Source organism: Geothrix alkalitolerans, assembly GCF_022808885.1.
Classification (GTDB): Bacteria; Acidobacteriota; Holophagae; order Holophagales; family Holophagaceae; genus Geothrix; species Geothrix alkalitolerans.
On the sequence record NZ_JAKZLE010000001.1, the window covers coordinates 90,081 to 114,130 of the forward strand.

Genomic DNA, 24,050 nt, shown 5'->3' on the forward strand with positions numbered 1-24,050 from the left:
CCTCCTCTAGGCTTTCGCCAGGGCCTGGTCCAGGTCCGCGATGAGGTCGTCAATATGCTCGAGGCCCACGGAGAGGCGGATCAGGTCGTCGGTGACGCCCGTGGCCGTGCGCTCCTCCGGGGAGAGCTGCTGGTGGGTGGTGCTCGCGGGATGAATGATGAGGCTCTTGGCGTCGCCCAGGTTGGCCAGGCGCGAGAAGAGCTGTACGGCGTCAATGACGGCTCCGCCGGCCTTCAGCCCGCCCCCCGATGCGGCGGGTTTGAGGCCGAAGGTGAGGATGCCGCCGAAGCCGGCGCCCTTGCGGAAGTACCGGGCCGCGGCGGCGTGGTTCGGGCCGCCGGGCAGGCCGGGGTAGTTCACCCAGGCCACCTTGGGATGCTTTTCCAGCCACTGGGCCAGGGCCAGGGCGTTGGCGCCGTGGCGCTCCACGCGCAGGTGCAGGGTCTCGATGCCCTGGAGGATGAGGAAGGCGTTGAAGGGGCTCAGGGCGGCGCCGGTATCGCGGAGCCCCTCGATGCGGGCCTTGGTGATGAAGGCCGCCGGGCCGGCGAGGTCCGCCAGCACAGCGCCGTGGTAGGCGGCGAAAGGCTCGGTGAACTCGGGGAACGTGCCGCCCTTCCAGTCGAAGGTGCCGCCGTCCACGATGATCCCGGCCACGGAGGTGCCGTGCCCGCCGAGGTACTTGGTGGCGCTGTGCACCACGATGTCGGCGCCCAGCTTGAAGGGGTTCAGCAGGTAGGGGCTGGGCAGGGTGTTGTCCACGACCAGCGGGATGCCCGCCCCATGGGCGATGGCCGCGATGGCCTCGAAGTCGGGCACGTCCAGCTTGGGGTTGCCCACGGCCTCGATGTAGATGGCTCGGGTCTCCGGCCGCAGGGCGGCGCGGAAGGCCTCGGGCTTCGTCGAGTCCACGAAGGTGGTGGTGATGCCCGTCCGGGGCAGGGTGTTCGACAGTAGGTTGTAGGTGCCGCCGTAGAGGTTGTTGCCGGCCACGATATGGTCGCCGGACCGCAGCAGCGTCGTGAGGGCGAGCGTGATGGCCGCCTGGCCCGAGGCCGTGGCCAGGGCGGCGATGCCGCCCTCCAGCTGGGCCACGCGCTGCTCCAGCACGGCGGTGGTGGGGTTCATGATGCGGGTGTAGATGTTCCCCGGCACCTCCAGGTTGAAGAGGGCCGCGCCATGCTCCGTGCTGTCGAACACGTAGCTCGTGGTCTGGTAGATGGGGACAGCCCGGCTCTTGGTGTCCGAATCCGGGCTGTGGCCCCCGTGGAGGGCGAGGGTCTCGAAGCGGGGGGTGGGGCTGGCGCTCATGGCGTCTCCTGGAATGGGAAGTTGGATAGGCCGAGGCCTCGTCTGTCCAAGCAAGTCCAGGAAAAGCAAAAGGGGCCCGATTGCTCGGGCCCCTTCGATGATTGCGTCAGTTCGACACAGCTCGACATCTCTCCGCGCTTGATCGCTCACGCGCGGCAGGAATTGGCACCTTGCTTTCGCAGGTTGCCAAGGTTTCACAGGGCCCGTCCCTCCACCTTTCTGGATAACTCGCTATGGAACTGACAAGGATCTCGTAAGAGAACGGCCCCGAAGGGCCGGTGGAGAACAGTAACGCTGGGCAACCTGCTTGGCAACCCCTTTCGTTGTCTTCACAGAGGCACCGGCTCCTTCCGCTTCGTGGGAGCTGGGCCGGGCGCAGGGGAGGGATCGACCGACGTGGCCGGCCTGGCCGGCCTGGCTTTGGGCGCCGGTGCGGATTCGACCGTTCTCAGGGCCTCCTCCAGCGGCAGGATCCTTCCCCCTTCAGAGGTGAAGGCCTGGGTCGGCTCGATCACCTTGAATCGGCGGATGGTGAAGGGCTTCTCCTCTTCCACCACCAAATGGTCGAAACGGGAATGGTCCACTTGGGTGAAGCGGGCGGTCGCGGGATCCAACCTCAGGAAGCACACATCATCCTTCCAGCCCACTTCCTTGTCGGCCGGCACGGGCCAGAAGCCGGACTGGATGAGTTCCGCCTTCCGGAGCTGAGGGAGCTTGGACCAGGCCAGGTCGATGTCCGCGCGGTCCTGGGGGAGGAACACCTGGGTCGGGACCAGGATGGCTCCGTCCCCATCGAGAAAGGCCCGGCCGAACAGGGAGGGATTCTGGAATTCTCCCGTGTCCTTGCACAGGGTGATGCCGGCCGCGCCCCAGACATTGGTGTGGATCAGGTCCACGGACCAGGGTTCCGTGCCCACCCGCACCCGTACCGCCTTCCCCGTTGCCGTCAGGAGGTAGAAGGCATCGCGGGAAAACGCGGCCGTCATGCGCGCATCGCTTCCGACCTGCACCTCCAGGAGTTGCGCGGTCTCCCCGGTCAGCAGATCCACCCGGACCAGGCATTGGGATACGGCCCCGCCCTTGGGAGGCGAGGCTGATCGAGACCCTGCCTTGGCATCCCGGCTCACCTGGAGGAAGAGGAGGCGGTCTTCCCATGCCCCCAGGAGTTCCCAGCTTTCCCCCGGCTTGGCGGGGAGGGCCTTCGGTTCAGTCCAGGTCCATCGCCGTTACCCGGCATCGGTGAAGAAGGGCTTTCCCGAACGGGCCACTGGATGGTGGTCTTCCGTGAATCCGACCTGGTAGACCTTGGACCCGTCCCAAGCCACTTCCATGCGCCCCAGGGGCTTCAGGCCGGGCCGGAAGTCCGGCAGGTCCCGGACCTGAGCGAGCCTTGACTCCGCGGTGGTTCGCCGCAACACCTGGCCTTCCAGGACGACCTCCTGCCGATCCGCCAAGCCCACGACGGATTGCCCGGGGAGCGCCCGCGCGGCGAGCAGCAGACATCCACCCATCGAGGCCAGCTTCATGGCCACCTCCCACGCCCGATCACCCGACCATTGGATCATGGCCCGACGTGCCCCAGCCACGATCGCAGCGCGGGCCGTTCGTACCCTCACGCCCGGTTCCTCATGGCCCGCTGCGCATTCCCTTCGATGCCCGGAAAGGTCACCTCTGCCACACTGCTCTTCTTGGCAGGATCCGCCCACTGCGAGGGCCGCCTGCCCCGGAATGGGGGGCCTCACCATGCAACGCCGCTTCGCCGCTTTGATCATCGCCCTCCCGGCGGTTGTCTCCATGGGCTGTACCAAGCCAGATCTGGATGTGACGAAGCTCAGGGTGGGGATGACCAAGAAGGAGGTGCTCGAACGCGTGGGAGGCCCCTCCAAGACGACGGTCGCCAACGACACCGAAGTGCTTGAGTACGAGGCCTACGATCGGTACGGAGCCATCAAGATCAACAGCCGAACCCAGTACGTCCGTCTCGTGAATGGTCGGGTGGACGCCTTCGGAACCCAGGAGGACCTGAAGGCTGGGCGGCCCTCCCCGCGGGCGAAGGAGACCCGGGTGAAGGCCGCCGATGAGCGAGCGGCTCTGCCTGCCCCGCCTGCATTCGATCTGCGCACGGAACTGGAGAAACTGGAGAAGCTCAAGAAGGATGGACTCATCTCCGAGACGGAGTTCCAGGAGCTTCGCCAGAAGGTCATGGACAAGGCCCGAGCCCAGTAACCCCCCACCCTGGAGGAAGTCGGGTCAGGCGGAGAAGTACCGCGCCTGGGGATGCCAGGCCACGAGGGCGCTGGTGCTGTACTCGGGGTCCATCTGGTGGCTGTCGCTGAGGTGGACGCCGATCTCCGCGCCGCGCAGCAAGTCTAGGATGGGGCCATTGCCTTCCAGGTCGGGGCAGGCGGGGTAGCCGTAGGAGTAGCGGGAGCCCTGGTAGCCCTGGGCGAAGAGGGCACGGCCCGGCAGGTCCCTGTGGTGGATGCCCAGCTCCCGGCGGATGCGGGCGTGGACGCGCTCGGCGTAGGCCTCCGTCAGCTCCGTGGCCAGGCCGTGGAAGGCGAAGTAGTCCGCGTAGCCGTTCTCCCGGTAGAGCCTGGCCGCGTGGTCCGCGGCGGCCTGGCCCAGGGTGACGAGCTGGAGGGCCAGCACGTCGGTGGCGTCCGCCCGGAAGAAGTCCGCGATGCAGAGTCTCCTTCCTGCGCCCTGGCGCGGGAAGCCGAGCACGGCGAGGGTCCTGGAACGGTCGCCGGGATCGAGCACCCGCAGCGCGTCCCCCTCGGCCCGAACGGGGAAATAGCCGTAGCGGGCCTTCGGCTGGAAGACCGGGTCGGCCGCGAGGCGCTCCTTCCAGCGCGCCAGCTGGGGCTCGGCCTTGTCCCGCAGCACGGCCGCGAAGGCCTCGGCGCCCTGGCTGCCCTGGCTGAAACCCCAGCGGTTGCGGACCAGGGCGAACTCGTCCAGGTGCTCGAAGAGGTCCACGGGCGCGTCGGCGATCTCCCGCACGCCCCAGAAGGGCGGCTCCGGGGAGGGCGCGTCATGGCGCACCCAGCTGCTCTGGCCAAGTTCCGTCAGCGGGACTGAAGCACTTCCCCGCTTCAGGATTCTGATATCTCCAGCCGCGGAAGCGGCCGGCGCAGGTGCCGGCACGCTGACTTCCCCCGCCACCAGCGCCTGCATGTGCCGCAGGCCCTCGAAGGCATCCTCCGCATAGAGCACCGCGCCCGAATAGGACCGGCGGCAGTCACCCTCCACATAGTCGCGGGTGAGGGCGGCACCGCCGAGGATGACGGGCACCCGCTGGGCCTGCTCCTCCAGGAAGCGCAGGTTCTCCTTCATGATCACCGTGGACTTCACCAGCAGGCCCGAGAGGCCGATGGCGTCCGCGGGCCAGGCCTCCAGCTCCTTGAGGATGGACTCGATGGGCTGCTTGATGCCCAGGTTCTTCACCTCGAAGCCGTTGTTGCTGAGGATGATGTCCACCAGGTTCTTGCCGATGTCGTGGACGTCGCCCTTCACCGTGGCCAGGAGGATGCGGCCTTTCTGGTAGGTGGACTCCCGGGGCAGGTGCGGCTCGATGCGCTTGATGGCGGCCTTCATGGCCTCGGCGCTCTCCAGCACGAAGGGGAGCTGCATCTCGCCGGAGCCGAAGCGTTCGCCCACCACCTTCATGGCGCCCAGCAGCACCTCGTTGATGAGCTTCAGGGGATCGTGGTCCTTCAGGGCTTCGTCCACATCGGCCAGGATGGCCTGCTTCTCGCCATCGAGGATGCCGCGGTGCAGGCGCTCCAGCACAGGCAGGTCGGCCCGGTGGTCGTCGGCGAGGGTGGCCTTGCGGTCGCTGAAGCGCGCCAGGACGGCCTTGAGGGGGTCGTAGCCCTCCGAGCGCCGGTCGAAGATCAGGTCCTCGACCATGTGGCGCTCCTCGGGGTCGATCTTCGCGACGGGGAGCACCTTCGAGGCGTTGAAGATGGCCATGTCCAGTCCGTGCTTCACGCCGTGGTAGAGCATGAGGGCGTTGAGCACGTGGCGTGCCGCGGGGTTCAGGCCGAAGCTCACGTTGCTCACGCCAAGCAGGGTCATCACGCCCGGCAGCTCGGCCTTGATGAGCCTCAGGGCCTCCAGGGTCTCGACGGCGGAACCTCGGAACGTCTCGTCGCCGCTGCCCAGCGTGAAGGTCAGCGGATCGATGATGAGGTCGCCGGCATCCATCCCGTACTCGCCTACCACGAGAGCGTGCAGCCGCTTCGCCACGGCCAGCTTCTCCTCCCGCGTCTTGGCCATGCCCCGCTCGTCGATGGTGAGGCCCACCACGGCGGCGCCATAGGTCTTGCACAGATCCAGGATCTTCCGCGCCTTGCCCTCACCATCCTCGAAGTTGATGGAGTTCACCAAGCACCTGCCGGGGCTGCGCTGGAGGGCCTTCTCGATGACCGGAACCTCGGTGCTGTCGATGACCAGGGGCAGGGTGATCTGGGAGACCAGGCGGCCGAGCAGCTCGTCCGCGTCGCGCACCTCGTCGCGGCCCACGTAGGCCACGCAGAGGTCCAGCAGGTGGGCGCCCTCCTTCTGCTGCTCTTTCGCCAGGGCGATCATGCCGTCCCAGTCCTCTGCGGCCAGCAGGTCGCGGAACTTCTTCGAGCCGTTCGCATTGGTCCGCTCGCCCACGATGAGAGGCGCGGGCTCCTGCTTGAGGGCCACGCTCTGGTAGAGGCTGGCGGCGCTGCGCTCCAGTTTCGGCGCGCGTTCCGGGGGACTCAGCTTCTCCACCCCGGGGGCCAGGGCGCGGATGTGGTCCGGCGTGGTGCCGCAGCAGCCGCCCAGGATGGCGAGGCCGAACTCCGAGGCCGCGTGCAGCACCTTGGGAGCGAAGGCCGCCGGATCCAGCGGGTAGACCACCTGGCCGGCCACGTTCTCGGGCAGGCCCGCATTGGGCAGGCAGCTGATGGGAAAGGGGCTGGCCTCGCAGAGGGTCTGCAGGTGCTGGTGCATTTCATCGGGGCCCGTGGCGCAGTTGAGGCCCAGCACGTCGATGCCCAGCGGCTCCACGCTGGTGAGCACGGCGGCGATGTCCGAGCCCACCAGTAGCGTGCCCGTGGTTTCCACGGTGGCCTGGACCCAGAGCGGAATCCTGCGCTGCTTGGCGGCCATGGCCTCCCGCGCGGCGCGCACGGCGACCTTGATCTGGCCCAGGTCCTGGCAGGTCTCGATGAGGATGGCGTCGGCGCCTCCGTCCAGCAGGCCCTCCATCTGCACGCGGTACGAGGCCAGCAGCTCGGCGTAGCCCACGTGGCCCAGCGTGATGAGCTTGGTGCCGGGGCCCACGGAGCCGATGACGAAGCGGGGCCGGTCGAAGCTGCGGGCCACCTCCTTCGCCAGCGATGCCGCCTGCACGTTCAGGCCGTAGGCCTTGCCTGCCAGGCCGAACTCGCCGAGCACAAGCGGGTTCGCGCCGAAGGTGTTGGTTTCCACCGCATCGGCGCCCGCGTTGAGATAGTTTTCGTGGATCTCGCGGATCCACTGGGGCCGCCGCTCGGTCAGCAGGTCCACGCAGCCCTCCAGCGCCGGGCCGCCGTAGTCCTCCACCGTGGGCGTGCGGGCGAAGATCTGCGTCCCCATGCCGCCGTCCAGCAGCAGCACCTTGTCGCGGAGGAGCGTGTCGAGGGAGGTCATGTCACAGTCCCAGATAGTCGATGGCCACGTCCCCGTGGACAGTCACCTGGCAGGCGAGGCGCTGGTCGGCCGGCGCGTCCAGGCCCTGGAGGAAGTCGCGTTCCTCCGGGCCCGGGTCGCTGCAATGGTGCAGTCCCTCCGCGACGCGCACGCGGCAGGTGCCGCAGGAACCGGTCCGGCAGCCGAAGGTGATGTCGGCCCCTGCGGCGTCCGCGATCGCCTGCAGCGGCGTCCCCTCCGGCGCCTCCACCAGCAGATCTTCCAGCAGGAAATGGACCTTCACCGACATGCGGATCTCCCGTCGGAAAGAAAAACGCCAGCCGCAGAGAACGCGGAGATCGCAGAGAAGAACCTGCTTTGTCTTTCCTCTGTGCGCTCCGCGTTCTCTGCGGTGAAATGCTTTTCCAAAGGTCTCATTCAGTCCTCCCGCTTGGGCAGGAGCGGCGCCACGAGCTCGACCTGCCCGAAGGGGGCGCTGAGCTGGAGGCCGCGGATGCGGGGGCGGATGGCCTCGATGGTCTCCTGGGCGATGGCCAGGCCCTCCTTGACCTGGTCTTCGGTTGTGGCCCACCTGGCCATGCGGGTGAGCAGGGCGGGAGGCACGAGGACACCGGGCACCTCGTTGGCCATGAACTCGGCGTTGCGCAGGCTCTTGAAGGGCCAGATGCCGGCGATGACGGGCAGGCCCGGCGCCACGCCCTCGGCGAAGTCCAGGAAGCGGAAGAGACTGTCCGGGTCGAAGACGGGCTGGGTGATGGCCCACTGGGCGCCGGCCTCCACCTTGTAGCGGAAGCGGGCCCTCTCCCGTTCCGGATCCGGAGCCACGGGGTTGGCGCCCACGCCCACGCTGAAGGAGGTGGGCTTGCCGATGCTGGCGCCGCCGAGGTCCAGGCCGGTGTTGAGGCGCTTGAGCATGTTCACGAGGCCGATGGCGTCCACGTCGAACACCGCCGTGGCCTGGGGGTAGGGCCCCAGCTTCGGGGGGTCGCCGGTGACAGCCAGGATGTTGCGCAGCCCCAGGCCCGCGGCCCCCAGCAGGTCGCTCTGCATGCCCAGCAGGTTCCGGTCCCGGCAGGCGTAGTGGAGGATGGTCTCCACGCCCACCTGCTGCTCGATGATGAGGGCCGTGGCCAGGGCGGACATGCGGGCCATGGCCCGGGGGCCGTCCGGCACGTTGATGGCGTCCACGCCCAGGGCCCGGCACTGGCGGGTCTTCGCCAGGAGCTTGTCGTACTCCATGCCCTTGGGCGGCACGAGCTCTACGGTGTGGGTGAACTCGCCCTGGGCGAGCTTGAGGCTGAAGCGGCTCCGGAAGGCGAAGGGGACCTCGGGCTGGGGCTGCTCGTGGGGCTTCAGTTGGTAGCGCCCCCCGGCCTGGACGAAGGCCCGCTCCTGGCGGAAAGCCCCCCGCATGGCGCGGATGTGGGCGGCCGTCGTGCCGCTGCAGCCGCCCACGGCGCGGGCGCCGCCGGCCAGGGCCCGGGCCGCGAAGCCGCCCAGGTACTCGGGGCTGGCCCCGTAGATCAGGCGGCCATCCACCATGTGGGGCAGGCCGGGGTTGGGCAGCAGGACGATGGGCCGGGTGGTGACGCCCTTCAGGTGCTCCAGCAGCCGCAGGTGCGGTGCGGGGCCGTTGCCGCCGATGAGGCCCACCAGGTCCGCGCCCCAGGTGTCGAGCTGCTTGATGAACCATTCCGGTTCCGCGCCGAAGAGAGCCTGGCCCTCGTCGTTGGTGGTCATCAGGGCGGCGAGGGGCAGGCGGCCGACCTCCTGGACGGCGAGGATGGCCTGGTGGATCTCGTTGAGATCCTCGAAGCCCTCCAGCACGACCAGGTCGGAACCGGCCCCGACGAGCGCCTCCGCCTGCTCGCGGAAGAGGGCCCGGGCCTCCTCGAAGGAGGTGGGCCCCCAGGGCTCGATGCGGACGCCCAGGGGGCCGATGCAGCCCGCCACCCAGGCGCGGGCCTGCTGCTGGGCGATGGCCTGCTTCGCCAGGGCCACGCCCTCGCGGTTGATGGCATCGAGCTGGCCCTCCAGGCCCCGGGCGGCGAGCTTCAGCCGGTTGGCGCCCCAGGTGTTGGTGGTGAGCACCTGGGAGCCCGCGGCGAGGAACTCGCCGTGGATGGCCAGCAGCAGGTCCGGCGCCTTGAGGTTGCACTCCTCGAAGCTGCGCTGGAGCGTGATGCCCCGGTCATGCAGGGCCGAGGCGGTGCTTCCGTCGAAGAGGAAACACTCGCCCTCGTCGAGGGCCTGCCGGAAGGTGGGTTGGGTCATGGATGCGCCTGGTGGTGATCAGGGCAGTCTTCAGCGGCATCCAGGGGGTCTCGGGTCAGTCCGGGTCGTTCGGTATCTTCCCCCCGGGATACGCCGGGGGCAGGAATTGGCACCTTGCGTTCGCAGGTTGCCAAGGTTTCACAGGGCCTTTCCCTCCACCTTTCTGGATAGCGCTATGGAGTGCCAGGGGCACTCATGGGGACTGCCAAAGATCGAGGAACCAGCATGGTCTGACCACGCCCGTCCGTCAAGCCAGGGGCGGCGGGGAGGCCCCGTCCTCGGCCGGATGGGCCGTGAGGCCCTTGCGCTTCAGGTGGCCCCAGCTGTCCTTGCCGCGGATCCAGTCGAAGGTGCCCCGGAGTCGCCACCAGAGGGTCAGCTGCCGGTACCCGAAGTTCTCGGCCACCGCCGCGAACAGGAGCAGGCCCCAGGCTTTGAGGCCCTGATAGCGATGGCCGCTGATCTCCTGGAGCACCACGGCCACCACGGAGTTCAGCACACCCAGGAGCAGGGCCACGTAGATGAACAGGATCGCGAAGGGGGTGTTGAGCGAGTGGGTCCAGACGGACCAGGCGAACAGGAGGTAGCCGCCCACTTCGATGATGGGGGCCAAAGCCTCGAAGAAGATGAAGTAGGGCATGGAGAAGAAGCCGATGCGCCCGTACTTCGGGTTGAAGCACATCTTCCGGTGCCGCCAGAGGGTCTCCAGCAGTCCGCGCTGCCAGCGGTTCCGCTGGCGGCCCAGGCCGTGGAAATCCTCGGGCACTTCGGTCCAGCACACCGGATCCGGCACCAGGGTGATGTGATGGGGCCGTTTCCACTCGCGCAGGCAGCGGTGGAGGCGCACGACGAGCTCGAAATCCTCGCCGATGGTGGCAGTCTCGAAGCCCCCAGCGGACACCACCAGGTCCTTGCGGAAGACCCCGAAGGCGCCGCTGACGATGAACATGCTGTCCATGGAGGCCAGGCCCACGCGGGCGAAGAGGAAGGCCCGGAGATACTCCACGATCTGGAAGCGCGCCAGCCAGGAACCGGGCAGGAAGATGCCGCGGATGCCCATCGGGGTGACCTTGCACCCGTTCACGGGCCGCACCACGCCGCCGGAAGCCACCATGTCGGGACGGTCCATGAAGGGCCGGGCGATGCGGAGGAGGGCATCGTTCTCCAGGAGGCTGTCCCCGTCCATGCAGCAGACCAGCGGGTAGCGGGCCAGGTTGATGCCGCAGTTCAGGGCGTCCGCCTTGCCGCCATTGGCCTTGTCCACCACCACCAGGTTGGGCACGTAGGCGCTCTCGTAGATGCCGCGCACTTCCTGGGTGGGCAGCAGGTGGCGCACGACCCTCTGGCTGGGCTGGAGCTTGAAGGCCTTGACCAGGCGCTCCAGGGTGGCGTCCGTGCTGCCGTCGCTCACCACCACCACCTGGAACTCGGGGTAGCGCAGGCTGATGAGGCTGTTGACGCTGGGCACCGCACCGGCCTCCTCGTTGTAGACCGGGCAGATCAGCGTGATGGGCTTGTAGTGGCTGGTCTCGAAGGCCGTGTCGAGACGGTCGATCCTCACCGCATCCAGGTAGCTGCGGATGGAGAAGAAGGCCCTGAGGATCAGCGACAGGTTCGTCAGCTGCATGGCCAGGTAGTAGAGGAGGATGCCCCACTCGGCGAAGGCCAGGATGAAGGCGCGGAAGGTCACAGATGCCCCCGTTCATCGGCCCACTCGAGCCGCTCCCGGGCCATGTCGCGGGCGAAGCGGTCGGACGCGGGATCCTCCGCCAGCCAGGACAGGGCGGACACGCCGGAGTGGCCGAGGTCCACGAGGCTCTGGGCGGCGTTGCGGCGGACTTCGTAGACGGGGTCGGTCATCAGCGGGAGCAGGTCGGGAACGGCCGAGGGGCCGCCCAGCACGCCCAGGGCCCGGGCCACCTGGGCGCGGATCTCCCAGGCGGGGCTTGCGGCGAGGCTCAGCACCCGCGGGTAGACCTCCGGGTCCGCCAGGATGATGAGGGCCTTGAGGACGGAGGCCCGGAGGTCCACGCTCGGCACGTCCAGCAGCCACAGAAGGCGCGGGAGGGACTCGCGGTGGCGGTGGGAGCCCACCAGCAGGGCGTAGAGGATCCAGGGCTCCGGGTTCTGGTTCGGCGACTCCAGGTTCTCCTTCATCCAGGGCAACAGGTCCGGCCCGAATCCTTCGAGCACCCGGAGGAGCCGCTCCCGCTGGTAGAGCTCTTCGCGCATGACCCAGGCCAGCACTGGCGCGGCGAACCGCAGGCTCCGGCTGTGGGTCAGGGCCTGGGCCGCCGTGTGGGCCACGAAGGGGACCGGGTCATCGAGCAGGGGCAGGACCTGCTCCAGATAGCCCTCCATGCGGATGCCGGGCTTCCACCGCCAGGGGCGCTCCGTCACCGGGGGCGGCGCGTGCTCCGCCGGTTCGTCCAGGCGGAAGACGGAGATCTCCTTGGCCGCCTGGGCCCGGACGTTGGGATCGCGATCCTTCAGCCGCTGGGGCAGGGACGCGTGGAGGCCCATGCTCAGGTAGAGCTCCCGGAGCAGCTCGAATTCCTGCCCGGCGATGGTGGACTGGTAGCGGGCGAGGAAGTCCCGGAACAGCCAGCGGTCGGCCCAGGGGACCGGCCCGAAGGATTCGTGCTCGAAGCCCCGCTTGAACAGATAGTCCGTGAGCTGGGTCTCCCAGGCCTGGTAGCAGGCGATGCGATGCCGGTTCTGGCGGTCCTTGCGGTACTGCAGGACGGTGCCCACCAGCACCAACCCGCCGGTCAGTGCCAGCAGGCCGAATGTCGCCCAGCGGAGGATGGGCAGCAGCAGGTCGTGGGGAAAGGGCATGGACAGGATGGCTCACCCCACCCGGTGGGAGCGTTCGTAGAGCCGCCAGAGCCGCTCCACCATCACCTGGACCGAGATCGGCTTCGCCATGTAGTCATCCGCGCCGGCCGCAAGGCAGCGCACCATGTCCTGCTCGCTGTGGTTGCTGGAGAGGAGCAGGATGGGGATGCGGCCCTTGGGCGGCGCGAGGTCCCGCACCTCCTGCACCAGCCGGAACCCGTTCATGGCGGGCATCATGAGGTCGGTGGTGATCATGTCGACCTGGTCGCGGTGGAGGATCTCGAGAGCGTCCATGCCGTTGGCGGCCACGAGCACCTTGAGCCCCTCCATCTCCAGGCGGACCTGGATGATCTTCGCGGTCGCAGGGTCGTCTTCGACCACCAGGATCGTCGTTTGGGCTGGCCAGCGTCGGGTCATCGGAAAAAGTCTACCCCTTTCTACCAGAACCATCGATTCCCTCGGATCCGGATCCCGAACCGGAGGGTGTGGTCGCGGTAGCTGGTGGGGTCCGTGGGATCGGCGATGGGCAGGCCCGCCACGCTCTGGCTCCAGGAGGCGAAGAGGGTGGCGGCGGAGCCCCCGGGCGTCCAGGTTCCCGCCAAGGTGTAGCCCCAGGTGAACTGGCTGGCGGTCCGGTTCACCACCTGGCTTCCGCCCCACCCGTCGAGGGCCACCTCCCAGCGCTCCTCGCGCCGCGCCGAGACACCGGCGGTGGCGCCGTAATAGCGGTAGCGCTCGGGGTTGAAGAACCCGATGCGGAGGCTCTGGTCCTGGTCGATGAACCGGGCGGCGAGCCCCGCGCGCCACTCCCCCCACTCGATGGGGAACCGATGCCCCGCCTCTGCCCGGACGCCCGTCCGGGCCGCGCCGGGGGAGAGGAACGCTCGCTCCAGGGACAGAGCCGCATGGTCAAGGGTCTGGTTGAAGACCCAAGTCCCGCCCAACCCCCAGGTCCGGGTGAACGTGCGGAGGTCCACGGCCCGGGGGGTGGCCAGGTTCGGCGCGAAGGTGTGGGACAGCACCAGGTTCAGGCCCGGCGCCGCACGCCAACCCAGGGCCAGGCTGTGGAAGCCCGCAGCGTCCCCGCCCACGTCATCCACCCGGCCCACCTGGGCCGAGGCCGTGACCCGCGAGCCCAGGGGATGGCTGAGGCCCAGGGACCATTCTTGCGGCTTGCGCTTCGCCTGGCCGCTCTGGTCCAGCAGGTCGAAGCTCGCGCCGGCCCGGAGGCTCCCGTCGAAGAACGGCACCGCCGCGTCCACCCGCCGGGCCTGGGCGCGCAGGCCCTCGTTGGAGTCCGTGCGGGTCTGGGAGAGCTCGATCCAGGGGCCCTGGGCGTCGGCCAGGCCGCGGAGGCGGGCCTGGGCGTCCTCGCGCACGTCCGGCTGGTCCGCCAGGGCCTCGGCGCGAGTCCGCGCCCGGCGGAGACGGCCCATTCGCTGGTCGATCTGCGCCCGGATGAGCTCCGCTTCGGAGCTCTGGACATCCTCGGATCCGAGGCCGCCCAGGCGCCGCTCGGCCGTTTCGGGATCGCCGGCCCAGAGGTCCAGCTGGGCCAGCCCCAGGATCGCCTGGCGGTTCCCCGGCGTCCGGGCGAGGGCCTCCTGATAGGCCCGGCGCGCCTGGCCGTGCCGCCCGCGCCAGCCGAGCACCCGGCCCCGGAGCAGGTGGAAGTCCGTGTCGGCGGGATGGGCCTGCAGCCAGGCGTCCGCCATGGCCAGGCTCTGGTCCATGCGCCCGTCCCAGCTCAGGTAGGTGGCCGTGTCCAGGGTGGCCTGGCGGTCGCCCTTGGCCACGTGGGGCCGGAGGATCTCCACGGCCTCGCCGAAGCGTCCGGACCAGGCGGTGACCCGGGCCAGCACCGGCTCGGATTCCGCCGCCAGCTCCGGATGGACCTCCCGGTGGCGCTTCAGGTCGCGGATGGCCTCGTCGAACCGCTTCATCCAGCTGAAGGTCCGGGCTCGCTCGAGGAGGGCGTCAGGCTGGTCCTTCCAGACCTCCAGCATCCGGGTGTACACCGCCACGGCCTCGGGGAACCGCTTCTGCGAGCGCAGCTCCCGGGCCTGCTTCAGGAGCGCGGCGGCATCCGGAGCCGGGGCGGGCTCCTGCATGGCGGGCGGTGCGGGATGGATCATCGGGGCAACCTCGGTTCGTCGGGGGTGGCGGCCAGGGCTTTCTGATAGATCGAGAAGGACAGCTTGCGGAAGCGATGAAAGGTCGGCCGGCTCCAGGCCCGCCAGGTGTAGAGCGGCGGCACAGGGATGGCGCCGCGGACGGCGGCGGGGAGGGTGAGGTGGAGGGCGCTGGGACCTTCTCCGAGCGGTTTGTCGGCATCCACGATCGCCAACACGAATCTGAACCCAGGGGTTTTGGAAGATTCCAGGGGGCCGCCGGTTTTCCACCCGGGATCGTCCAGCACCATCCGCTGACTCGGATCCGTGACCTGGATCAGCGTCCAGGGGATGCGCGCCTCGATGAACCCCCGGCCGTCGGGGGCGAGGCCCGCCTGCCATTCGGCACGGGAGTCGTAGGCTGGATCGGCGCGGTCCTGGGTTCCCTGGCGAAGCCAGCCGATCTCCGTGGTGTGGCCCGGGAACTGCGTTCCGTCGCGGCCGATCCGGGGATGGTTGCTCTTGGCCGTGGGCATGAGGAAGCGGCCCGCCTCGTTGGCCACGCTCTGATAACGGTGATGGGGCAGGGGCCGGTAGTCGGGGACGGCGTAGGGGGCATCCACGAACACCCCCGTGTGGTCCGTCCCCTGGAAGAGGGCCACGAACTCCAGGCCGGCCTCGCTGCGCGGGCTGGCCACCCAGGGGAGCCGGTGGTCGCCCCGGCGGGTGTCCACGGTGTCGAGGCCCACGAGGATCGCTTCCTTCGTGAAGTCCACGGGGCGCGGGAGGAACAGGCCGAGGTGGAGCCAGCCCTCGTCCGCCACGGCCTTCAGGGAGAGCCCGTCGGCCTCGAGGTATGCGGGAATCCGGGCCCAGTCGCCCGCCTTGCCGTCGATCAGGATGGATGGTCCCTTGGCGCCGGGCCGGTAGGCGATGAGGCCGTAGTTCTCCTCGGCGTCCATGGCGTTGTACCAGAGCGGCTTCCGCTCGAAGGGGCGCTCGAAGGGCAGGGTGAGCCAGTTCTTCTTGAACCACTCGTCGATCCAGGCGAAGAGCACGCCCCCGGCGCAGCCCGCGTCGTAGATGTCCTGCTGGAGCCGGGCATCCTGCTCGCCCTGCTCGCGCTCGCCCTGGCCGCCGTGGGTCAGGCCCTGGGGCTGCCAGTGGGCGACGATGCGGGAGGAGGGCACCCCGAATTCCGCGATGAGCACCGGGTGGCGGGCGTGATGCCTCACCAGGTCGGCGAGGTAGCCCGAGTAATGGCTGGGGCCCAGGTGATCCCGGGCCTGGGCGTAGCCGGGATCCAGGTTCATGAAGTCGGGGTAGTACGGGTAGACGTGGTAGCTGGCGAAGAGCCCGGCCCTGAGCTGTGACGTGCCCTCGAACTTCTCCATGTCCAGGCTGGCGGCGTCCTCGTTGTCGGGCTCCGGGTTCGGGGCCTCCACCGCCATGCCGAGCTTCTGCCGCAGGGCGCGTTCCTCCTGCTCCGTGGATTCCGTGATGTGGAAGAGAGGGTCCAGGGTGGGCCAGTTGGTGAAGGCGATGGGACGCTGGGCCTGGAACCGGTCCCACTCCTCGGCGAGGAAGTAATCCAGGCCCTGGGCGAGGAACCGCTCCATGGCGTGGCCCTCCCGCACCATGACGAAGCGGCCGGTCCAGGTCGAGGTCCCCGAGTGCTGGCGGTTGAAGGCCACCACGCTCGAAGACTCCCATTCGCGGCCCAGGATGACGGCCAGGGTCCAGGGGCTGACGTCCGCGCCAAAGCTGCCGCTGGCGCGGCCCGGGCGGGCAGGGATGCGGGCCTGGCCGTGGAGCACCCCGGCCACGTCCCGCATCTCCCGGTGCCAGGCCGCGAGCCAGGCAGGATCCAGGAAGTCATGGCGGGGGGGCAGCTCGGTCCAGACGCCGTGGATGAGCCGCATGGGCTTCCGGGCGCCGAGGTTGTAGGCGCGCAGGGCCTCGTAGAACGCGGGCGGATGGATGGTGTAGACGCGGATCGTGTTGAAGCCTGCCTCCGCCATCTCCCGGATCCACCCGTCGTAGGTGGCCCGGTCCGGGAACTCGCTGGGGTGCCGGCCGGGAATGGCTGCGCCCAGGTTCACGCCTTTGACGTAGAAGGGCCGCCAGCCGCCCGCGCCATCTGCCACTTCCAGCCGACGCTCGTGGGCGCGTGCCGGGATCAGGGGCTGGGAGGGGCGGGAGACCGGACGCGGAGGGTTGGCCCGAGGGCGGGACGGAGGCGCCGGGGCCGCCGACAGGGGGGCTTCACCCCCCGGGAGACCCAGAGAAAGGGCGAGGCCAATCATCTTTAGGGCTGGTAAAGGCCGAATCATCTGCTTCATTAGAGCGGGAATTTACCGTTCGCGAGCAGAAAATCACAGGCAGGGCCTTTGATCAGGGGGGAGGGTTCTCCGAGGGGACCTACCAGGCCAGGAGACGGTCCAGGGCGGATCGCAGGGCTTTCGTCCCGGGCAGGTGGGCGGCCTCCAGGGGGGGGCTGGCGGGGATCGGCGTGTCCGCGCCCCCCACCCGCAGCACCGGGGCGTCCAGCCAGCCGAAGCAGGTCTCGCCGATGCGGGCGGCCAGCTCGGCGCCGGGGCCGTAGGTGAGGCTGGCTTCGGTGAGCACCAGGACGCGATGGGTCCGCTTCGCGAGCGCGGTGATGGCCTCGTCATCCAGGGGCCAGAGGGTGCGCAGGTCCAGCACGGCCACGTCCAGCTCCGCCACGGCTTCCAGCGCCACGTGCTGGGCGGCGCCGTAGGTGATCACGCAGGCCTTCGAGCCGTCTTTCCGCAGGGCGGCTTCACCGAGCCGGGCCGTGGGGGCCTCGTCCCATTCGTCCTTGAGGCGGCGATAGAGGTGCTTGTGCTCGAAGAACAGCACGGGATCGGGGTCGTCGATGGCCGCGCGCAGGAGGGCGTAGGCATCGCGCACGGTGCCCGGCGCCACCACCTTCAGGCCGGGGCTGCCGAGGAAGTGGCCCTCGGGGTTCTGGCTGTGGAAGGGTCCGCCGCCGTTGCCGGCGCCGGAGGGTCCCCGGAACACGGCAGGCACGGTGGCGCCCCAGCGCCAGTGGGCCTTGGCCGCGAAGTTCACCATGAGGTCGGACGCCAGCAGGGCGAAGTCCATGAACTGGAACTCCGCCACGGGCCGCTGGCCCATCAGGGCCGCGCCGATGGCGGCGCCGGCGATGGCCTGCTCGGAGATGGGCGTGTCGATCACCCGGTCCGCGCCGAAGCGCTCCAGCAGACCCTCTGTGGCCCGGAAGGCGCCGCCGTAGGTGCCGATGTCCTCGCCCAGGCAGCAGACGCGGGGATCGGCCTCCATGGCGTCGAAGAGGGCCTGGCGGATGGCGTCGACGTAGGTGCCCGAGAAGGCGGTCATCCCTCCGCCTCGAGCAGGCCCCTCTCCGCGAGCCACGCGTCGTTGAAGATGCTGCTGAGGTAGCGGCCCGCCCCGTCGGGGAACACAGTCACGATTCGCGCCGGGTGGTCCATGGGCGGCAGCTTGGCCGCCACCTGCCGCACGGCCCACAGCGCGGCGCCGCTGGAGCCGCCGCCCAGGACGCCCTCCTCCTTCACCAGCCGCCGCGCGTGGTGGAAGGCGTCGCGGTCCGTCACCTGGAACATCTCATCGATGAGCTCGAACTCCATGGTCGGGATGAGGAACTCGTCGCCCAGGCCCTCGATCTTGTAGGGCCCGGCTTTCAGTTCCTTCTCGCCGCGGAAGTGGGGCGTGAAGACGGACCCCACGGGGTCCACGGCCACGACCTTAATCTTCGGATCCTTCTCTTTCAGGTAGCGGCCCACGCCCCCGATGGTACCGCCGGTGCCGGCGCCGGCCACCAGGACGTCGATGCGGCCCTCCATCTGTTCCCAGATCTCCGGTCCCGTGCCGGCGTAGTGGGCGGCGTTGTTCTCCCGGTTGCCGTGCTGGTCCGGGAAGAAGCAGTTCGGCGTCTCCCGGGCCAGGCGCGGTGTGATGTTGTTGTAGCTGTCCGGGTGCTCCGGCGGCAGGCTGGTGTCCACCTTGTGCACCTGGGCGCCGAGCGCCAGCAGCTGGTTCAGCTTTTCCTGGCTGATGGTGTCGCGCACGACGACCTTGAGTTTGTAGCCCTTCTGGATGGCCATGAGGGCCAGGCCCATGGCCGTGTTGCCCGAGGAGTTCTCGATGATGGTGTCGCCGGGCTTCAGGCGGCCGTCCCGCTCCGCCGCCTCGATCATGTGCTTGGCGATGCGGTCCTTGCTGCTGCCCATGGGGTTCAGGAACTCCAGCTTGGCGAAGACCTCCGCCGGAAGGTCCGACACGACGCGGCGCAGCCGCACCAGCGGCGTGTTGCCGATGGCCTCCAGGACGCTGCCGCAGGGCTTCCGGTACTGCATGGGTTCCTCCGGGAACCAGTATGCCCGGAGGAGGTGGAGGCTCCGGGCTGGTTCGCCCGTCCAAAGGCCTTGCCGAGGCAGGTGGGTCCTGGATCTCCAGGGGGAAACCCACCTGGAAGTCGCAGACCGCCGGGGAATGAGGTGCCTTGCATCACTTTGCGGTGCTTTGGTGCTTGATCCCAGGGGCCACCTTCCAAATTCTGATCGCGCGAATCCCCATTCACGAGCGATCGACCGCTCATGACCGGAAAGGAGCCTCTTTATGAGAAAGAGCTTGTTCGCCATCGCCATCGCTCTGGTCGCCGCAGCGGCGGCACCGGCCCTCCGTGCCCAGGACTTCGTCTCGGTGAGGGGCCTGGGCCAGGCCATGCTCCCGTCGGTCGTGCACCTCCATGAGAACGACGGCTGGGGGGGCACCATGTACCTCACCCTGGACGGCAAGGAGGTGCTGGTGGGCGTCTTCTCCGGCCAGGACGGGGAGGTCACCTGGCACGGACCGGAGGGGCTCAATGGCATCGGCAAGGGCGGCACCCTCACCTTCGCCTTCAATCGGCAGCCCGACGGCACCTACAAGGACACCTTCACCACCTTTGTTGTGAACGGCAGCTTCCCCTCCCCCAAGGGGCAGCTCGGCTTCGGTACCTACCAGGGCTCCCACCGGATCGTCTCCGGCACCGGCCGCTTCGCCAACACGTCCGGAAACATCCTGGTGACCGGCGCCTTCGTCTGGTTCCCCCTGGCCGGCGGCACCCAGGAGCTGGGCTACTTCAACCCCGAGGTCTCCGGCGTGCTCACCAACGTCGCGCCTCCGGAGTAGGCCGGCGGGACGTGACCAGCCTGGGCGCCATTGAAATCGAGTCCACATGTTATGAAATAACGGGTGAGTCCCATCGACAGAAAAGCCTTTTTCTGTCAGATTGCCCGTGCATCCAAGCTGTTTCAGGGCAGTAGGTGACACGGTCGGGAGGAGGAGCGGCATGGCCCCTTCAGGCGACACCCCGGGCGGCGCCAGGATGGGGGAGGTGTGCCTGCGCTCCTGGAAGGAGATCGCCGCCTATGCGCAGGTGAGCGTGGCCACCGTCCAGCGCTGGGAGAAGTGGGAGCGGCTTCCCGTCCACCGCCACATGCACCGGCGGCTCGGCTCCGTCTATGCCTACCCTTTCGAGATCGATGCGTGGCTGGAGGGCAGGGACCTGTTCGTGGAGCGGCGGCGAGTCGGGGTCGAATAGGCGGGTTCCGGAGGTCGCCTCCGCTGGGAAGCGACCGAGGCTCGCCTTCGCCCGCACCAGGGGTCCGGAGCTGGCCCCAGTGTCGCGGGCGGGGCGGCATTTCCGGTCGCCAGGGCGTTCCCGATGGCGGTGTCCTGGCGTGGCCTCTCAGTGGCAGCGCCTGCAGGATGGCGTGTCGCGAACCGGGATCCCCTTCGGCGCCGGCGTCGAAGCCGGGCGGGGCTTGGGGGCGGGCCGTGTCATGGGGCAGGCTCGGGCCGGGAGATCGGCAACCTGGATGGGGAAGGGGCGCAGGTGATCTTTCAGGAAGTAGGCGGGCACGGCCCGGAGCGCCCGCTCCGCCTCCGCCTTGGAGGCGTACGCCCCCAGGAAGAGCTGGTTGAGGGTCCTCCCGTCTCGCAACTGGAGGGGCGAGATGAAGAGGTCGGGCAGGCCGGAGTAAGCCCAGGCCGCATTTTTGAGGGTGGCGGTCAGCCGGGCCGCTTCGAGCCGAAGGGTCCATTGGCTGGCTGGGAGGGTCGCGAGGTAGGCCCGGCTCAGGTCCAGGGCCCGGGGGATGTCGCCCCTCCTGAGCGCCGCGAGCCGATCAGCCGCAGTGGAACCCGAAGGATCAGCCTTCCTGGGGGTGGCGGTCTCCTGGGCGCGGGGCACGGAAACGGGGGCGGCGCCCTGAGCAGAGGCTGTCCCGTCAGGCGAAGCCGCAGCCACCATGGGGCGGGCTGGTACCGCGGGAGAAGCCGGGCCCTTAGATGGCGCCTGGGACGCGGGCCCTGGCAGGGTCGGAGCGGCGAAGGCCGAGGCGCGGGGCGCGGAAACGGAGGCGGCGCCTTGAGCGGAGGCTGTCCCGTCAGGCGAAGCCGCAGCCACCATGGGGCGGGCTGGTACCGCGGGAGAAGCCGGGCCCTGAGATGGCGCCTGGGACGCGGGCCCTGGCAGGGTCGGAGCGGCGAAGGCCGAGGCGCGGGGCGCGGAAACGGAGGCGGCGTCTTGGGCAGAGGTCGTCCCGCCAGCCGAAGCTGCGGCCGCCATGGGGCGGGCTGGTACCGCAGGAGAAGCCGGACCCCGAGATGGCGCCTGGGACGCGGGCCCTGGCAGGGTCGGAGCGGCGAGGGCCGAGGCGCGGGGCACGGAAACGGGGGCGGCGTCTTGGGCAGAGGCCGTCCCGCCAGCCGAAGCCGCGGCCGCCATGGGGCGGCCTGGTACCGCAGGAGAAGCCGGGTCCTGAGATGGCGCCTGGGACGCGGGCCCTGGCAGGGTCGGAGCGGCGAAGGCCGAGGCGCGGGGCGCGGAAACGGGGGCGGCGCCCAGAGCAGAGGCCGTCCCGCCAGGCGAAGCCGCAGCCACCATGGGGCGGGCTGGTACCGCGGGAGAAGCCGGGCCCTGGTATGGCGCCTGGGACGCGGGCCCTGGCAGGGTCGGAGCGGCGGAGGCCGAGGCGCGGGGCGCGGAAACGGAGGCCGCGTCCTGAGCAGAGGCCGTCCCGTCAGGCGAAGCCGCGGCCGCCATGGGGCGGGCGGGTTCCGCGGGAGAAGCCGGGCCCTGAGATGGCGCCTGGGACTCGGGCCCTGGCAGGGTTGGAGCGGGGAAGGCCGAGGCGCGGGGCACGGAACCGGGGGCGGCGCCCAGAGCAGAGGCCGTCCCGCCAGGCGAAGCCGCAGCCACCATGGGGCGGGCTGGTTCCGCGGGAGAAGCTGGGTCCTGAGATGGCGCCTGGGAGACAGGCGCCGGCAGGGCCGGAGCGGTGGAGAGCGGGGCCCGGGATGCGGCAGGAGGGGATGGGGGGGCGGCGGAGCTGGCACCCCAGGCGTATCCCAGAAGGAGGGAGGCCTGGATCTCCTGGAGCGATCTGGAGGGGAGGCGGAAGATGGCTCGCCCTTCCATCCCCCAGAACAGCGCGGTCCCGGAATGCTGGACGAACCCCAGGGAAGCGTGGACTGTCGTGGTGCGGGTGGTGGTCTGGGTGTAGGTGAGGGCGTCGGTCTCCGAGGATCGGAGGGTTCCCAGTCCCAGTCCCAGGTAGGGCCACATCGCCATGGCCGGGTCCTCGGACAAGGTCGTCAGGAAGCTGGCCGAGAGGGCCTGGTATCGGGGCTTCGCGCCTGGAAGGGTCGAGCTCCTGGTTTCGTACTGGTAGCCGTCGAGGGAGATGCCGTGGCGCTCGCCCTTGAAGACAAGGGTCCCCTGGAGGCCCAGAAGGATGGGGGATCCTGCATTTTCCGGGGGATCGAAGAAGAGCGATCCGGCCCTGATACCCAACCACTTGAACCCGGGGTCACCGGCTTCGGGGCCAGGGCTCGCGGCGAGGCTAATGCCAAGGCCCATGGCCAGGATCGGCTGTAGGCGCATCTGCCTGCCCATCATTACGACCTCCGGGTAAACAAAGCGTCAGGGTAACCCAAGAGGCTCTTCCAAAATTATCCTTGTTGATCACAACTTGCCCGATCCAGGGGGCGGGCGGAGCCTGGAGGGCGGAACCGAGGTATATCGGGCGGACTTCATGCCTTCCGCCGCCCCGGTAGACTGATCCGATGCTCTCATCTCTTCGCATCCAGAACCTGGCCCTGGTCGAAGACCTGTCCCTCGATTGGGGGCCGGGCTTCACGGTGCTCACGGGCGAGACGGGAGCGGGCAAGTCCCTGCTGGTGGATGCGCTCTCGCTGCTGGTGGGCGCCCGGGGCGACGGGGAGCTGGTGCGGCACGGCGCGGACCGGGCCACGGTGGAGGCCGTGGTGGAGGGCCGCTTCGAGGCCTGGCGGGCCTTCCTGGTCGAGCGTGGCCTGCCCGAGGAGCAGCCCGTGGTGCTGCGCCGGGAAGTGGGGGCGGGCCGCAGCCGGGCCTGGATCAACGGAGCCAGCTGCGCCCTGGCGGACCTGCGCGAGGCCGGCCGCCTCTGGATGCGCCTCACCAGCCAGCACGACCACCAGTCGCTGCTGGGCGAAGACCGACATCTGACGCTCATCGACGAGGTGCTGGGAATCGAGCCCGCCCTGGAGCCGCAGGCGACGGCGGTGCGTGAGGCCGAGGCCGCGCTGAAGGCCCGCCGGCGCAGCGAGGCCGAACGCGAGCAGCGCCTGGAGCAGCTCGCGGAGGCCCTGGCGGATCTGGAGAAGCTGGCGCCGAAGCCCGGCGAGTGGGCCCAGCTCAAGTCCGACCGCGAGCCCCTGCGCCATGCCGTCCACCTGGAGCAGGCCTTCCGGGAAGCCGCCGAGGCCCTTGACGCCGGCATTCCCAAGGTGGAGCTGGCCCACAAGGCGCTGGTGCGTGCGGTGACGCACTGGCCGGATGCAGTCGCCGAGCAGGATCGCCTGCGCTCCGCCGTCCTGGAGCTGGAGGACCTCCTGGCCCTGGCCCAGGACCAGGCTTTGCGCTGGTCCCAGGCCGGCGCCGATCGCATCGAGGCCATGGAGGCCCGCCTCGCCCTCTACGAGCGTCTGGCCCGCCGCCATCGCTGCGAGCCCGAGGACTTGGCCGCGCGCCAGCAGGCGCTCAAGGACGAACAGCGGGCCCTGCTGGCTGGCGATGTCTCCGTGAAGGAGCTGGAACAGGCCCTGACGAAGGCCGCGGAGGCTTACCGCCAGCTGGCCGAGGTACTCCATGGTCGCCGGTCTGAGGCCATTCCCAAGCTGGAAGCCGAAGTCCAGAAGCGGCTGGGCCGCCTGGGCATGAAGGGGGCGCGGATCCAGCTGCGGCTCGTCCTGGCGGAGGAATCCGGCAGCCCCGTCCAGCAGAGCGGCCGGCCCGTCCGCGTGGCGGCCCAGGGCTTCTCGGCCCTGGCCATCTGGATCGAGCCGAACCCCGGCGAGGGCTTCCGCCCCCTGGCGAAGATCGCCTCCGGCGGCGAGCTGAGCCGCCTCATGTTGGCGCTCGTGGGGGCCGGTCTCGCCCTCGGCGCGGGCGTCAGGGACGGCCTCACCCTGGTGCTGGACGAGGTGGATGCGGGTCTCGGCGGCGAGACGGCCCTGGCTGTGGGCAAGGCCGTGGCGGAACTCGGGAAGGCCCATCAGGTGCTGGCGGTGACGCACCTGGCCCAGGTGGCGGCTCGCGCCGATCGGCACGGACGCCTGCACAAGGAGACCGAAGGCGGCCGCACCCGCAGCGCCCTGGGCTGGGTGGCGGGCGAGACCCGCAATCGGGAGCTGGCCCGCCTCCTCTCCGGCCATCCCGACCGACCGGAGGCGCTGGAGCACGCGAAGGTGCTGCTCGAAGGATGAGCCTGGGCGGATGAAAAAGGG

18 protein-coding genes and 2 riboswitches are annotated in these 24,050 nt (G+C 69.6%); of the genes, 4 read left to right on the forward strand and 14 right to left on the reverse strand.

Translation table 11 applies throughout. The annotated features are described in order from the left end of the window. Positions 1–6: 6 nt before the first annotated feature. From MLJ35_RS00420 to MLJ35_RS00430, 3 genes are all read right to left on the reverse strand, one after another. Positions 7–1,311 carry an O-acetylhomoserine aminocarboxypropyltransferase/cysteine synthase family protein gene (locus MLJ35_RS00420; protein WP_243382064.1) on the reverse strand — a complete coding sequence of 435 codons (1,305 nt, stop codon included), beginning with the start codon at positions 1,309–1,311 and terminating at the stop codon, positions 7–9. Between the two features lie 121 nt (positions 1,312–1,432). Beyond that, a riboswitch (SAM riboswitch) is annotated at positions 1,433–1,541 on the reverse strand. 99 nt (positions 1,542–1,640) lie between these two features. Beyond that, positions 1,641–2,297, reverse strand: a complete 657-nt coding sequence (locus MLJ35_RS00425) for a hypothetical protein (protein WP_243382066.1) — start codon at positions 2,295–2,297, stop codon at positions 1,641–1,643. Between the two features lie 240 nt (positions 2,298–2,537). Further along, positions 2,538–2,837, reverse strand: a complete 300-nt coding sequence (locus MLJ35_RS00430; protein ID WP_243382068.1) for a hypothetical protein — start codon at positions 2,835–2,837, stop codon at positions 2,538–2,540. 217 nt (positions 2,838–3,054) lie between these two features. Between MLJ35_RS00430 and MLJ35_RS00435 the strand changes: the two genes are divergently transcribed. Beyond that, positions 3,055–3,537, forward strand: a complete 483-nt coding sequence (locus MLJ35_RS00435) for a hypothetical protein (RefSeq protein WP_243382070.1) — start codon at positions 3,055–3,057, stop codon at positions 3,535–3,537. A 24-nt stretch (positions 3,538–3,561) separates the two neighbouring features. Here MLJ35_RS00435 and metH read toward each other — a convergent pair whose 3' ends face one another. From metH to MLJ35_RS00485, 10 genes are all read right to left on the reverse strand, one after another. Beyond that, positions 3,562–6,984 carry a methionine synthase gene (metH, locus tag MLJ35_RS00440; RefSeq protein WP_243382072.1) on the reverse strand — a complete coding sequence of 1,141 codons (3,423 nt, stop codon included), beginning with the start codon at positions 6,982–6,984 and terminating at the stop codon, positions 3,562–3,564. 1 nt (position 6,985) lies between these two features. Beyond that, positions 6,986–7,273: a 2Fe-2S iron-sulfur cluster-binding protein gene (locus MLJ35_RS00445; protein WP_243382074.1), complete on the reverse strand. Its 288-nt coding sequence runs from the start codon at positions 7,271–7,273 to the stop codon at positions 6,986–6,988. Between the two features lie 128 nt (positions 7,274–7,401). Next, on the reverse strand, positions 7,402–9,258 hold the full coding sequence (locus MLJ35_RS00450; protein WP_243382077.1) for a bifunctional homocysteine S-methyltransferase/methylenetetrahydrofolate reductase: 1,857 nt from the start codon (positions 9,256–9,258) through the stop codon (positions 7,402–7,404). A gap of 69 nt (positions 9,259–9,327) precedes the next feature. After that, positions 9,328–9,432, reverse strand: a riboswitch (SAM riboswitch). Positions 9,433–9,505: 73 nt separating this feature from the next. Then, positions 9,506–10,948, reverse strand: a complete 1,443-nt coding sequence (locus tag MLJ35_RS00455) for a glycosyltransferase family 2 protein (RefSeq protein ID WP_243382079.1) — start codon at positions 10,946–10,948, stop codon at positions 9,506–9,508. Beyond that, on the reverse strand, positions 10,945–12,096 hold the full coding sequence (locus MLJ35_RS00460) for a HEAT repeat domain-containing protein (protein ID WP_243382081.1): 1,152 nt from the start codon (positions 12,094–12,096) through the stop codon (positions 10,945–10,947). Before MLJ35_RS00460 ends, MLJ35_RS00455 begins: the two co-directional genes overlap by 4 nt. 12 nt (positions 12,097–12,108) lie before the next feature. After that, complete coding sequence (locus MLJ35_RS00465; RefSeq protein WP_243319581.1) at positions 12,109–12,513, reverse strand: response regulator transcription factor; 405 nt, start codon at positions 12,511–12,513, stop codon at positions 12,109–12,111. Positions 12,514–12,533: 20 nt separating this feature from the next. Further along, positions 12,534–14,231 carry a tetratricopeptide repeat protein gene (locus MLJ35_RS00470; RefSeq protein ID WP_243382083.1) on the reverse strand — a complete coding sequence of 566 codons (1,698 nt, stop codon included), beginning with the start codon at positions 14,229–14,231 and terminating at the stop codon, positions 12,534–12,536. Continuing rightward, complete coding sequence (locus tag MLJ35_RS00475; protein WP_243382086.1) at positions 14,228–16,354, reverse strand: hypothetical protein; 2,127 nt, start codon at positions 16,352–16,354, stop codon at positions 14,228–14,230. Before MLJ35_RS00475 ends, MLJ35_RS00470 begins: the two co-directional genes overlap by 4 nt. Before the next feature lie 274 nt (positions 16,355–16,628). After that, positions 16,629–17,591 (reverse strand): alpha-ketoacid dehydrogenase subunit beta, encoded by a 963-nt coding sequence (locus MLJ35_RS00480; protein WP_243319586.1) that lies wholly within the window; start codon positions 17,589–17,591, stop codon positions 16,629–16,631. Beyond that, positions 17,588–18,589, reverse strand: a complete 1,002-nt coding sequence (locus MLJ35_RS00485) for a PLP-dependent cysteine synthase family protein (protein ID WP_243382088.1) — start codon at positions 18,587–18,589, stop codon at positions 17,588–17,590. The genes MLJ35_RS00480 and MLJ35_RS00485 overlap by 4 nt, the downstream gene beginning before the upstream one ends. 262 nt (positions 18,590–18,851) lie before the next feature. Between MLJ35_RS00485 and MLJ35_RS00490 the strand changes: the two genes are divergently transcribed. Together MLJ35_RS00490 and MLJ35_RS00495 are read left to right on the forward strand one after the other, a co-directional pair. Next, a complete protein-coding gene (locus MLJ35_RS00490) occupies positions 18,852–19,406 on the forward strand; it encodes a hypothetical protein (protein ID WP_243382090.1) in 555 nt (184 codons plus the stop codon). Positions 19,407–19,566: 160 nt separating this feature from the next. Further along, positions 19,567–19,818 carry a MerR family transcriptional regulator gene (locus tag MLJ35_RS00495; protein WP_243382092.1) on the forward strand — a complete coding sequence of 84 codons (252 nt, stop codon included), beginning with the start codon at positions 19,567–19,569 and terminating at the stop codon, positions 19,816–19,818. A gap of 147 nt (positions 19,819–19,965) precedes the next feature. On the opposite strand, the gene MLJ35_RS00500 is transcribed toward MLJ35_RS00495, so the two are convergent. Beyond that, positions 19,966–20,469 carry a hypothetical protein gene (locus tag MLJ35_RS00500; protein ID WP_243382095.1) on the reverse strand — a complete coding sequence of 168 codons (504 nt, stop codon included), beginning with the start codon at positions 20,467–20,469 and terminating at the stop codon, positions 19,966–19,968. 1,877 nt (positions 20,470–22,346) lie between these two features. Between MLJ35_RS00500 and MLJ35_RS00505 the strand changes: the two genes are divergently transcribed. Beyond that, positions 22,347–24,029: a DNA repair protein RecN gene (locus MLJ35_RS00505; RefSeq protein WP_243382097.1), complete on the forward strand. Its 1,683-nt coding sequence runs from the start codon at positions 22,347–22,349 to the stop codon at positions 24,027–24,029. Positions 24,030–24,050 lie beyond the last annotated feature (21 nt).